General features: G+C 73.4%; 8 protein-coding genes. All 8 read right to left on the reverse strand.

All coding sequences use genetic code 11. From position 1 onward, the window contains the following. Positions 1-170 precede the first annotated feature (170 nt). Positions 171-413, reverse strand: coding sequence for a type II toxin-antitoxin system Phd/YefM family antitoxin (locus tag BKK81_RS29680; RefSeq protein ID WP_071020400.1), 243 nt, complete (start codon positions 411-413; stop codon positions 171-173). 132 nt (positions 414-545) lie between these two features. Then, positions 546-1,025 carry a vWA domain-containing protein gene (locus BKK81_RS29685; protein ID WP_083384537.1) on the reverse strand — a complete coding sequence of 160 codons (480 nt, stop codon included), beginning with the start codon at positions 1,023-1,025 and terminating at the stop codon, positions 546-548. Between the two features lie 182 nt (positions 1,026-1,207). Then, entirely contained in the window at positions 1,208-2,368 is a 1,161-nt protein-coding gene (locus BKK81_RS29690) for an ATP-binding protein (RefSeq protein ID WP_071020405.1), read from the reverse strand. Between the two features lie 6 nt (positions 2,369-2,374). Beyond that, entirely contained in the window at positions 2,375-6,175 is a 3,801-nt protein-coding gene (gene cobN, locus BKK81_RS29695; protein WP_071020408.1) for a cobaltochelatase subunit CobN, read from the reverse strand. 10 nt (positions 6,176-6,185) lie between these two features. Beyond that, complete coding sequence (cobW, locus tag BKK81_RS29700) at positions 6,186-7,280, reverse strand: cobalamin biosynthesis protein CobW (RefSeq protein WP_071020409.1); 1,095 nt, start codon at positions 7,278-7,280, stop codon at positions 6,186-6,188. Positions 7,281-7,484: 204 nt separating this feature from the next. After that, entirely contained in the window at positions 7,485-11,603 is a 4,119-nt protein-coding gene (locus tag BKK81_RS29705) for a cobaltochelatase subunit CobN (RefSeq protein WP_071020412.1), read from the reverse strand. Positions 11,604-11,606: 3 nt separating this feature from the next. Further along, positions 11,607-12,053, reverse strand: a complete 447-nt coding sequence (locus BKK81_RS29710; protein WP_071020415.1) for a DUF2149 domain-containing protein — start codon at positions 12,051-12,053, stop codon at positions 11,607-11,609. After that, the gene (locus BKK81_RS29715) at positions 12,053-12,709 is read right to left on the reverse strand and encodes a MotA/TolQ/ExbB proton channel family protein (RefSeq protein ID WP_071020417.1); all 657 of its coding nucleotides are present in this window, start codon (positions 12,707-12,709) and stop codon (positions 12,053-12,055) included. The genes BKK81_RS29710 and BKK81_RS29715 overlap by 1 nt, the downstream gene beginning before the upstream one ends. Positions 12,710-12,898 lie beyond the last annotated feature (189 nt).

The raw sequence follows: 12,898 nt of genomic DNA on the forward strand, positions 1-12,898 counted from the left end.
ATACATCCGGCCCGGGCGTTCACGACTCCGGGCCACCGCGCGGGATCGGCATGCCGATCATTCGAACACTGCGCCACCGGCATTGCGCATCGCCTCTGCCAATGCCACCTGGGCCGGATCCGCGCTCTGGAACAGCCAGGCAAGGGCCATGGAGGCATCGAGCACCAAGGTCATCGGCGGCCTTCCTCGACCCATTGTTCGAGCGTGTCGGGAGCGACATCGACTAGGCGCTTCATCGAGCGCATTGCCGCCACGGCCTCCTCACGGCTGTGGCGTGCGTTGTCAGCGCTCGGCACCAGATCCGCAATCGGGCGCCCACGCTGGGTAATGGTGAATCGCTCGCCTTGCTCCACCTTCCGAAGCAACTCGGGGAGCCTGGTCTTGGCATCGTAGGAACCGACTTCGACAAACATGCTGACCTCATCTGGTCTACAGACTGGTCTAGCCTATCAGGTTCGAGGCAGGAACAGCGCTGGATGGTGCCTGCGTCAACCCGCAAGAAAAGCTCTAAGAAGCACTTACCGCAAGACCCCAGGGCGGCAGTCCTAGCGGCCGATCAACCGATCAGCCACCAGGTACTCCCCCTCCCAATCCTCCGCCAGCCGCCGGCAGCGCCCCAGCGGCACCGCCTGCCGTTCGAAGTCCACCACCATCACCGCATCCGCCCAGCGCGGACGCGCCGGCTGCTCGCTGCTGCGGCCATCGCTGAGCAGCCACAGCCAGCGCTGCTGCGCCGGACGGCGGCGCGCGGCCTGTGCCAGCAACCGGCCGGCGCGCTCCGTGCCGAGCGCCAGCGGCGTGCCACCGCCGCCGGCGATGGGGCGGATCCAGGCATCGCTCCACGGGCGGGCCCGCGCCGGCTGCAGGCGGACTTCCGCGCTGCCGCCGCCGAAGCACACCAGCGCCACCTCGGCGCGTGCCTGGTAGGCACGCTCCAGCAGGCGCAGCAGCACACCCTTGGCCAGCGCCAGCCGTTCGCCCGGCAGCATCGACGCCGAGCAGTCCAGCAGGAAGCAATGCAGCACGCCGCCGCGCGAGGCGGCTGGACGCCAGCGCAGGTGGCCGCGCGCGAGCGGCTGCGTGCCCTTGGCCGCGAGCGTGCGCGGCCAGTGCAGGCGGGAGCCGGGCAGGATGCCGGGCGCGGGCAGGCGGGGAGCTTGCCACCGGTGGCCGCCGCGCCGGATCCCGGCGTCGGCGGCCTGGTGGCTCAGGCTTTTTTTGGCGGGGCGTCCTTGGCGTAGGCCGGGTCCTTCAGGCGGGTGAAGGGCGCCACCGGCGCGACCGCCGCCGGCGCCACGGCCGTGCCGCCGGCCGGCGGCGGCATGGCGCCCCAGGGATTGCCTTCCGGATCGGGCTGCCAGCCGCCGGCAGCACCCGCGGGGGCTTCGCCCTGCCCTGGCGCCGGGCGGCCAGGAACGGTCGCTGCGGCCGGATGGCCGTCTTGCCCGCGATCGCGTCCGCTCCCCTGCCCGTCACCCTGCCCGTCATCCTCCCCATCACCGGCCGGAGCCGGCGCGCCGGCCTGGCGCCGGTGATGCAGCACCAGCTCGGCCACGCTGTCGACATGTGCCGTGGAGATGGCGGCATCGCCCTGCAGAGCCGCCAGCGCGCGCGCCGCGCGCAGCATGACGAGGTCGGCGCGCAGCCCGTCGACGCCTGCCGCCAGGCACAAGGCACTGACCCGCCCATGCACGGCATCGTCGAAGCGCAGCGCCGCCAGCCCTGCGCGGGCACGCGCGATCTGCGCCACCAGCGTCGCCTGGCGCCCCGCCACCGCGGCGCGGAACGCCGCCGGATCGGCATCGAAGGCCAGGCGCGCCTTGACCACGGCCTGGCGCTGCGCGGCGTCGGTGAGGTTCTCCAGCATCAGCGCCAGCCCGAAGCGGTCCAGCAACTGGGGTCGCAGCTCGCCCTCTTCCGGATTCATGGTGCCGACCAGCACGAAGCGCGCCGCATGCTGGTGCGAGACCCCGTCGCGCTCCACCACGTTGACGCCGCTGGCGGCGGCGTCGAGCAGCAGGTCGACCAGGTGGTCGGGCAGCAGGTTGACCTCGTCCACGTACAGCACGCCTTCGTGGGCGCGCGCCAGCAGGCCGGGCGCAAAGCGCACCTCACCGCCGCGCAGGGCGTGGTCGAGGTCGAGGCTGCCGACCAGTTGCTCTTCGCTGGCGCCGAGCGGCAGGGGCACGAAGCGCCCCTGCGGCAGCAGCTCCGCGAGCGCACGCGCGGCGGTGGACTTGGCCGTGCCGCGCGGGCCGCCGACCAGCACGCCGCCGATGCCGGCATCGACCGCCGCCAGCATCAGCGCGCGCTGCAGCCGCGCCTGGCCTACCAGGGCGCTGAATGGAAAGGGTTGGGGCAGGCTCATGGTGACTCAGCTTCCTTCCAGGCGCTGCTCGGCATCGAGCAGGTGCGCCTCGAGCTGCGCGCGGTAGGCGCCGGGCTCCTGCCAGAGGCCACGCTGCATGGCTTCGAGCAGGCGCTCGCAGATCGCGTGCAGCGCGCGCGCATTGTGTTGCGCCAGGAAGGCGCGGTTGACGGGATCGTTGACATAGGCGTCGGCCACCAGCGCGTACTGGTGGTCGGCCACCACGCGCGTGGTGGCGTCGTAGCCGAACAGGTAGTCGACGGTGGCGGCCATCTCGAAGGCGCCCTTGTAGCCGTGCCGGCGCACGCCCGCCAGCCACTTGGGATTGACCACGCGCGCACGGATCACGCGGGCGATCTCCTCGCCCAGCGTGCGCACGCGCGGCGCCGCGGGATGGCTGAAGTCGCCATGGTAGAGCGCCGGCTGCGCGCCGCCGAGGTGCCGCACGGCGGCCGCCATGCCGCCCTGGAACTGGTAGTAGTCGTTGGCATCCAGCAGGTCGTGCTCGCGGTTGTCCTGGTTCTGCACCACGGCGTCGAGCCCGGCCAGGCGCGCGCCGAAATCCGCGCGGGCCTCGATGCCGTCGGCGCGCTGCCCGTAGGCGTAGCCGCCGGCCTGCAGGTAGGCATGGGCGAGATCGGCATCGTCCTGCCAGCGGCGCGCATCGACCAGTTCCTGCAGGCCGGTGCCATAGCCGCCGGGGCGCGCGCTGAACACGCGCCAAGCCGCCCGCTCGGCCGCCTCCGCGCCGTCCAGGCCCTGCGCCTCGAGGCGGGCCTGCTCGGCGCGCACGCGCGCGCCGAGCGGATTGACCTCGGGGGGCTCGTCCAGCGCGGCCACGGCGCGTACCGCCGCGTCGAACAGCTTGACGAGATTGGCGAAGGCATCGCGGAAGAATCCCGACACGCGCAGCGTGACGTCCACGCGCGGGCGCCCCAGCACGGTGGCCGGCAGGATCTCGAAATCCACCACGCGGTGGCTGCCCGGCGCCCAGCGCGGGCGCACCCCCATCAGCGCCAGGGCCTGGCCGAAGTCGTCGCCGCCGGTGCGCATGGTGGCGGTGCCCCAGATCGACAGGCCGATGGCGCGCGGGTAGTCGCCGTGTTCCTGCAGATGCCGTTCGATGAGCTGGTCGGCGGCGCGCAAACCCAGTGTCCACGCCATGCGGGTGGGCACGGCGCGCGTGTCCACGGAATAGAAGTTGCGCCCCGTCGGCAGCACGTCGGGACGGCCGCGCGACGGCGCGCCGCTCGGGCCCGGCGGCACGAAGCGGCCGGCCAGCCCGCGCGCGAGCTGCGTCAGCTCCTGTTCGCCGCAGGCGTCCAGGCGCGGCAGCACGTCGCCGCCCAGCCGCGCCAGCACCTGCGCGGTCCAGGGCAGCGCCGCCGGCGCGCCCCTGTCCTCGGCGTCGAGCCCCGCCAGCAGTTCCAGCGCAAGCGCTTCGAGACGCTCGCGCGTGTCGCCATGGTGGCGCCATGGCTCGCCGCTGACCGCCTGCAGGGCCGCCGGGCGCGGGCCCTGCCACGGCGCCGCCCAATCGGCGTCGAGCGGGTCGAAGCCCGCGCCCAGGCCGAGGTCGGCGGCCAGCGCGGTCAGCAGGCCGGCCTGCGCGCCCTTGCCGTCGCCGGCCGGGAAGCGCGCCAGCGCGGCCAGCGTGTCGCGCCGCTGGCGGCCCTGCGGCGACTGGCCGAAGACGTGCAGGCCGTCGCGGATCTGCGACTCCTTCAGCTCGCACAGGTAGGCATCGGTACGCCGCAGCAGTTCATCCTCGTCGGCGGCGGCCGGCTGTCCGTCGAAGCCCAGCTCGCGGTGCAGCTGCTGGCCGACGATGCCCGCCAGGATCTCCTTGCGCAGCAGCCGCGCGCGCCGCGGATCGACCGCCAGCGCTTCGTAGTACTCGTCCACCAGCCGTTCCAGGTCCTGCAGCGGGCCATAGTTCTCCGCGCGCGTCAGCGGCGGCATCAGGTGGTCGATGATGACGGCCTGCGTGCGCCGCTTGGCCTGCGCGCCTTCGCCGGGATCGTTGACGATGAAGGGGTAGAGATGGGGCAGCGGCCCGAGGATGGCATCGGGCCAGCAGGAAGGCGACAGCGCCACGCTCTTGCCGGGCAGCCACTCCAGGTTGCCATGCTTGCCCACGTGCACCACGGCATCGCAGCCGAACACCTGGCGCAGCCAGCAGTAGAAGGCCAGGTAGCCGTGCGGCGGCACCAGTTCGGCATCGTGGTAGCTGGCGTAGTCGTCGACACCGTAGGCGCGCGCGGGCTGGATGCCGATGAAGAGCCGGCCGCTGCGCACGCCCGCGATCATGAAACGGCCCTGCCGCACCATCGGATCGGCCGCCGGTTCGCCCCAGCGCGCCGAGATGGCGGCACGGCTGCCTTCCGGCAAGGTGGCCAGCCACGCCTCGTAGTCGCCCAGCGCCAGGCTCTGGAAGGCGGGGCGCAGCGCGTGCTGCGCGGGGTCGTTGGTGATGCCGGCGGTAAGGCCGCGCAGCAGCGCGGCGCCGTCGGCGGGCAAGGCGCCGGTGGTGTAGCCCTGCTCGCGCAGCATGGCCAGGATGCGCACCATCGAGGCCGGCGTGTCCAGCCCGACGCCGTTGCCGATGCGGCCTTCGCTGGCGGGGTAGTTGGCCAGCACCAGCGCCACCCGCTTGTCGGCATTGGGCAAGCTGCGCAGCCGGCACCAGCGCCGCGCCAGCTCGGCGACGAAACGCACCCGCTCGGCGTCCGGCTGGTAGCGCACCACGTCCACCTCGGTGTGCGGGCAGCGCCAGGCCAGGCCCTTGAAGCTGACCGCGCGCGTGACGATGCGGCCGTCCACCTCGGGCAGCGCCACCTGCATGGCCACGTCGCGCGTACCCAGGCCCTGCTCGTCGGCAAGCCAGTCCTCGCGATTGCCGCCGCTCAGGATCAATTGCAGCACCGGTGCGTCGCCGGCCAGCGGCGCTTCCGCCTCGGCGCCACCATCCAGCGAGGCCACCGAGAAGGCCGTGGTGTTCAGCACCAGCGCGACCGCATGTTCCGCGCACAGGTATTGCAGGACCTCGCGCGCCAGCGGTGCCTTGAGCGATGTGACCGCCAGCGGCAGCGGGCACAGCCTGGCTGCCAGCAGGGCCTCGGCCAGGGCCTCGAACACCTCGGTATTGCCCGCCTGCAGGTGGGCGCGGTAGAACAGCAGCGCCACCACCGGCGCGCCGGCCACGCCGCGCTCCCGCCAGGTGCGCTGCCAGTCGGCCGCGGTCGCCACGCCGTGCGCCGGATGGTAGAGCGCAGCCTCCGGCAGCGCCTGCGGCGGCAGCGCCGGCGCGCCCAGGCCGAAGGCGTGGTGGGCCAGGCAGCGGTAGAACTGCTCGGCGTTGGCGGCACCGCCCTCGCGCAGGTATTGCCAGAGCGCATGCGACAGCGCCGCCGGCGCATTGCCGCGGCGCGCGAGGTTGGCGTCCTCGGCCAGGTCACCCGACAGCATCACCAGCAACTGGCCGCGCGCACGCGCCAGTTCGGGCAGCCGCTCCAGGCCATATGACCAGTCGCTGCCGCCGACCAGGTGGTCGACCACCACCACGCGCGCGTGCTGCAGCACCTCGTCGACGTACAGGTCGAGCGAGGCCGGCTGGCGCAGGTACATCTGGTTGGCCAGCCGCACGCTCGGGTAGCCGGGCCCCAGGCGCGGATAGACACCGGCCAGCAGCGACAGTGTCGTATCGGCCGCGCTCAGGATGACGATCTGCGCCGGCGTCTGCTCGATGCGCAGCACGCCGGCCCCGTCCTCGACGAAGCCGCCGGGCCGGGTCGACAGCAGGTGCATGCGGGTGCCCTCAGGCCGCTGACGATACAGGGGCCGCGGGCGACGCGGCGAGAGCGGCATCCAGCGCGGCCTGCAGCGCTTCACGCTCCAGGTCAGCGCCGATCAGCACCACGCGCGTGGCTGCCGTCTCGTCCTGGCGCCAGGCGCGGTCGAAATAGCTGTCGAAGCGCCGCCCCACGCCATGCAGCACCAGCCGCATGGGCTTGCCCGGCAGCGCCGCGAAGCCCTTGACGCGGTAGATCGTATTGCCCTCCACCAGCGCCTGCAGGGCCGCCAGCAAGGCTTCCCGCTCCACCGTGCCGGCCTCCACCACCACCGAGTCGAACTCATCGTGGTGATGGTCCGCGTGATCGCCATCCCCGGCCGAGCCGTGGTGGTCGGGGCGCAGGTGGATGGTGGCTTCCGACGCGCGCTGCAGCCCCAGCAGCAGTTCCAGGTCGAGGCGCCCCGACTGCGCGGGCACGATCTTGACCTCGGCCGGGATCTCGGGCCGGATCAGCACCTCCACCGCCGCGCGTTGCGCCGCATCCATCAGGTCGGTCTTGTTGAGGATGACCAGGTCGGCACTGGCCAGCTGGTCCTCGAACAGCTCGTGCAGCGGCGATTCGTGGTCGAGGTTGGGGTCGGCGCGGCGCTGGGCATCGACTGCGCCCGGGTCGGCGGCGAACTGTCCGGCGGCGGCGGCCGGGCCATCCACCACCGTGATCACCGCGTCGACGGTGAAGGCATTGCGGATGCTCGGCCAGTTGAAGGCCTGCACCAGCGGTTTCGGCAAGGCCAGGCCGGACGTCTCGATCAGCAGGTGGTCGATCTGGCCGCGCCGCTCCAGCAGCGCTTCCATGACCGGGAAGAATTCTTCCTGCACGGTGCAGCAGAGGCAGCCGTTGGCCAGTTCGTAGAGCTGGCCGTTGGCCTCGCCCGACTCGTCGCAACCGATGCCGCAGCCCTTGAGGATCTCGCCGTCGATGCCGAGCTCCCCGAACTCATTGACGATCACGGCGATGCGGCGGCCGTCGGCATGGTCGAGGATGTGGCGCAGCAGCGTGGTCTTGCCGCTGCCGAGGAAGCCGGTGACGATGGTGGCCGGGATCTTGCTGGTCTGCATGCTGGGACTCCACGGGCGCCGACACACGGGCCCGAAGGCGGGGAATGGATCGATCGGATCGAATGGATCAGGGGAAGGGGCGCGCGGCGCGGGAACGCGGGGTGCCGCCGGCCGGCGAAGGCGACCAGAATAATGACATCGCCGCGGACTGTCCACCCCGCCTGCGGCATGGGCCGGCGGCACGGCGGCGCGGCGGCGCGCCGCTCACGGGCGCCGGCGCCGGCCGCGCCGCCACTCGGCCAGGGCCCCGGCGCCGATCGCCAGCAGCATCAGCGCGCCGACGCCGAGCGCGCCTGCCGCGCGGCCGGCCACAGGCCGGGCCGGCGCGTCGAGCCGCAGCACGCGCGTCTCCATCACCTGCCCGCGCACCGGCGTGCCGCGCGCGGCCGGCCGCGGCGGATCGGCCGCCTTCGCCGCGGAGCGCGGCGGCGCGGCGGACTGCCGGCGCAGCGCCTGCCGTGTGTCCCTCGCCTGCCGCGCCGGCACGGCCTGCCCGCCCCGCGCCGCCCCGGTGCCCGAGGGCGCGGCGGCAGGTCCCGCCGCGGTCGCCTGCGCCAGCACACCGGCAAAGCGGCGCATGGCCTGCGCGTCGGTGTCCGCCGCGCGCCCGAGCCCCTCGATGTAGCGCATCAGCGCCGGATTGCCGCAGGTGTTGGCCGAGCACGAGAGCCCGTCGCGCGCCACCGATGCCACATAGCGGCGCACCATGTCGGCGCGCTGCGCCGCGCTGAAGCGGTAGCTGCCCTGGCGGTCGACTTCCAGCAGCCGCGACAGGATCCACTGCTGGGCGTGCGGATTGCTGGCGCGGAAGAAGGCCTCCATGCCCAGGCCTTCGCTGTCGGCCACGTAGACGTCATAGGTGCGCTGCCAGAACTGGCCCGACATCTGTTCCGGCGTGGCCGCCTGGAAGCCGTACAGGTGCTCGATCTCCTTGAACATCTCGCGCGCGCCGGCATAGCCGGAGGCCTGCATGGCGGCGATCCACTTCGGGTTCCAGTTGCGCGCGTTCAGCTCGGTGGCCAGCCAGGCGCGGGCATCGAGGGTGCGCGCCTCGCCGGCCGTGCGCAGGTTGTGCAGCCAGAAGGCCGGCGCCTGCCCGCCGGCGGCGCGGGTGGCGGCCGCCAGCCCGCCCGCGTACTGGTAGGTGTCGTCGTTGTCGAGCGCGCCGTACAAGGTGCTGGCGCGCGAAAACAGCACCGCCTGGTTGTCCTTGAGGTGGCTGGCCAGCGCCTGCGGCGCGCTGGTGCCCCAGCCCTCGGCCGAATAGGCGAAGTTCATGTAGCGCAGGTACTGCGCCGCCACCGCATCGGGCGCCTCGGTGTCGCGGCTCTGCTCCACCATCTGCGACACGCCGATGGCATAGTTGCCGGGCTTGGCGGCGAACACCCGCGCGCGCGCCAGGCTGCCGGCCAGGCCGGCCTCGGTGCCGGCGGCAAGCAGGGCGGCCGTCACGGCCCGGTCGTGCCGGCTCAGCGCGTTGTCGCCGGCGGCGGCGGCCAGGCGCGCCGCCTTGTCGAGCAGGGCGACCTTGTCGCCGAAGCCGTCGCGGTAGATGCCGGAGATGGTGAACAGCACGTTGACGCGCGGCCGCCCCAGTTCGGCGTCGGGGATCAGGCGCACGTCGTCGACCACGCCGCGCGCATTCCACACCGGCTCCACTCCCATCAGGTAGAGCGCCTCGCTTTCCAGCGCGCCCTGGTGGCGCTCGGTCTCGCCGTACCACAGCACCATCGAGACCGACTCCGGCAGCCTGCCATGTTCGCGCTGGTAGCGCCCCAGGGTCTGCCCCGCCAGCGTCTTGCCCAGTTCCCACGCGGCGCGGGTGGGAATCAGGGCGCCATCGAAGGCGTGCAGGTTGCGCCCGCTCGGCAGGCTCTGCGGCGTGCGCACCGGATCGCCCAGCGGCGCGCTGGGCAGGTAGCGTCCCGACAGCACCGTGACCAGCCCGTCGAGTTCGTCGCGCGGCGAAGCGCGCAGCGCGGCCAGCCACTGCCGGCCCGCCGCCAAGGCCTCGGCGGCCTTGGCTTCCAGCGGCGGCGGCACTGCCTCGGCCGGTGCCGCCGGCTCGCGCCCGGCCACCAGGTCGGCCGCCCAGCGCGCGAAGGCGGACGGCCCGATGGCCTCGGCTTCCTGGCTGCTGAAGCGTCCGGCCAGCATGGTGGCCAGTCCATCGCGCTGCGCGGCCTCGTCCGGCAGCTCGCCGAGCGCGTAGATGCCGAGCGGAATCGGCTCCGCCTCGACACGGTGCAGGAAGGCATGGACGGCGGGCTCGATCTCCTCCCAGGGCGCCTCGCTGCCGAGTCCGAGCTGGCGCTCGAGCCCGAGCGCGCGCACCTGCGCCAGCGCCTGCTCGCGGTACACCCGCGCCAGCTCCGGCGAGGTCTCGCGGGTCGCCTCCTCCTGCTCGATGGCCTGGTCCAGCCCGGCCAGCGCCGCAGGCCAGCCGGCGCGGGCCAGCAACGGCGCCAGGTGGCTCACCAGCACCGCCGCGCCGCGCCGCTTGGCCTGGATCGCCTCGCCACCGCCATCCTGGATGTAGTAGTAGGCATTGGGCAGGTCGCCCAGCAGCACTTCCGCGCTGTCATCGCCCGCCTGCGCCACCTGCTTGCCCGGCAGCCACTCCAGCGTGCCGTGGCGGCCCACGTGCACCATCGCATCCGCACCGAAGGCATGGCGGTACCAGAGATAGGCGGCGATATAGGAGTGCGGCGGCGGCGTCACCGTATCGTGGGTGGTGTCCATCGCCCGTTCGAAGGTGGAGCGCAGCGGCTGCGGGCCGAGGAAAAGCTTGCCGAAGCGCACCCCCGGGATGACGAAGCCCAGCCCGCCCCGCCCGTCGTCCGCCAGCATCAGCGGGTTGCGTTCGGGCGGCCCCCAGGCGCGCAGCACCGCGGCGCGGAAGGCCGGCGGCAGTTGCGCGAACCAGGCGCGGTACTGTGCCAGCGGCAGCACCGTGAGCCGGCCCTGCCCCTGCATGCGCGCCAGCTCGCCGGGCGACCACGTCTCGACATTGCGCCCGCTCGCCTCCAGCAGCGCGGTCAGCGTCGCCGTGTCCGGCAGGTTGTCGCCACTGTCGTAGCCGGCCTCGTGCAGGCGTTGCAGGATGGCGCGCAGGGAAGGCAGCGTGGCCAGGTAACTGGCGCCGATATTGCCGCGCCCGGGCGGGTTGTTGTAGTACAGGATGGCGATGTGCTTGTCCGCCGCGGGCTTGTCCTGCAGCGCCAGCCAGCGCCGCACGCGCGCCACCGCCGCGTCGACGCGCTCGGGCACGGCGGCGCTGGCGCGGGCCCCGCCCACCTCCTCCTGGGTGGAGAACAGGATGGGTTCGCTGGCGCCGTTGCGCTCCGGCGTATTCAGCAGCATCGGCAAGCGTTCGCCGGCGATGCCGCGCACGTCGGCCTGCCAGGCCGCCCGGCTGTCGCGCGTGGCGATCAGGTTGAGCGTGTGCAGGCCCTGGCGCTCCAGCCAGGCCTTGTCCGGGTCGCGGCTGATGGTCAGGTTGAGCGCCAGCAGCAGGCGCAGCGGCGTGCGGCCGTCCTGCGCGAGCCAGCGGTCGAGGCTGGACAGCGGCCAGCCGAACACCGGCACGGCGCCGATGCCGGCGCGTTCGAGCGCGTCGACCAGGGTGTCGATCTGGGCCAGGTCGCCCTGGCGGAAGTTGGTGGCATAGAAGGCGATGCCCACCAGCGGCGCGCCCGGCCCCGGACCCGCCTGGCGGTACCAGCGCAGGTAGGCATCGAGGCTGTCGAACGGTCCCGGTGCGCGCGGGTGATAGATACCCGCCGCCGGCGCCGGCCGCACCGGCGGCACCACCAGCGCGGCTGCCGCGCCCGGCGGCTGGCGCGCGGCCGCCACGTAAGCCAGGAAGCCCGCCAGGTTGTCGCTGCCGCCGGCCTCCCAGTACGCCTGCGCGGCCGTGCCGGCGGCGCTGTCCAGTTCGATGCCCCAGGCGGCCTGCGCGCTCTGCGCCGGCGCCGCCAGCACCAGCGCGCCACGCTGGCGCGCGCGCCGCACGCCGTCCGCCATGCGGCGCAGCACGTCGACCGGCGCGTAATAGGTGTAGACCACGTCGGCCGCCTGCAGGCGGGCCGCGTCCGGTGCCTCGGTAGTGAAGTCAAGGCTGGCCACCTGCCCGCCATGGGCGCGCTGGAAGGCCGCCAGGGCGGCGGGCAGCAGGTGAGTGTTCGGTGTCACCACCAGCACGCGCACCGGCGCCGCGAAGGCGGCGGGCAGCCACGCCAGCCAGAGCAGGCAGGCCAGCCATGCCAGCCACCGGCCCGGGCCGGCCGCAGGATGGCGGTATGGAGGAAGCCCCTGCGGCACGGTTCAGCGCGGGCCGGCAGGTGCCGCCTGCAGCGGCGCGGCGGCGGCAGAGGCGGCGGCAGAGGTGGCGGCGGCAGGCGAAGCGCCGGCCTCGGGCACGTACACCACGCTGCCGTCGGGCAGGCGGTACGCCACGCCCAGCCGCGTGCCCTCGCCCGCCTTCTGCTCGGGCGTGATGCGGCTGACCTTGATCTCCTTGCGGTTCTTCTCGGTCAAATGCAGTTCGCCGGTGCGGGGGTCGCGCTGGACCAGGGTGAACTGCGCCTCGGGGTTGAACAGCTGGGCGAGGCTGAAGGCCTGCATCAGCGCCACCATTAGGCCCACGGCAAAAACGATGGAGGCGTCGAACAGGTTGGCGACGCCGGCCAGCGGATCCTCGCGGTGGATGGAAGTCAGCTCGCCCAGCACGCGGCGGCGCCGCACGAAGCGGCGTTGCAGCGGCCGCGCCATCAGGCGGCCGCCCCCGCGCCGGCCGGCAGGGCCCGCAGCACCAGTTCGCTGAGGTTCTCCATCTCCTTCAGGTCGGCGCGTGCCCAGCGCTCGCGCGTCAGCGTCAGCACGTAGGCGATGCCACCCAGCACCAGCCCGCACACGACGGCGCCGAAGCCGACCACCAGATGGCTGACCATGCTGCCCATGTCGCCCGACAGCAGCGACTGCAGCGCCGGCCCGAGCGGGATGATGGTGCCGGCCAGCCCCAGCATGGGCGCGATGCGCACCAGGGTGCGCGACAGGTCGAGGCGGTTGGCGATGCGGATCTCCTCGCGCTGCAGCGTCTCGTCCAGCCACAGGTCGAGGTGCTCGTGCGAATCGAGCTGGGCCAGCCGTTGCTGCAGCAGGGCCCAGAAGCGTGCCAGCGAGGGAGACAGCGCGACGTCGTCGAGGCTGGCCGAGCGGCCGCTGCCGGGCGCCGGCAAGCGCGCCGCCAGCGCGTTCGCCACCGCCGGCAGGTCGGTGGCGGCGGTGTGCGCGCGCCGCCGCGCCTGCACCAGCAGCGCGCCGAGGTCGGCCAGCGACAGCGCGAACAACACCAGCAGCGCCACCGCCACCGGCCAGAAGAATGCCGTCGACAGGCGGTAGAAGATCTCGATGACGATGCTTTCCATGGGATCGCGCCTGCAGGCGGGTTCGGAGTGAGAGGCGGGCATGGCCGAGCGCCGGCCAATGGCGGTGCGCGGCTGTCCGCGGTCGGCGGGCGCGCCCCGGAGCGCACCGGACATGCCGTCATGCGCCAATCCGGTGCAGCGGCCGCGCCGGCCTCCGCCCCTGCGCCGCGACGGGTCGCCATTGTAGCC

This window comes from Cupriavidus sp. USMAHM13, from assembly GCF_001854285.1.
Taxonomy (GTDB): Bacteria; Pseudomonadota; Gammaproteobacteria; order Burkholderiales; family Burkholderiaceae; genus Cupriavidus; species Cupriavidus malaysiensis.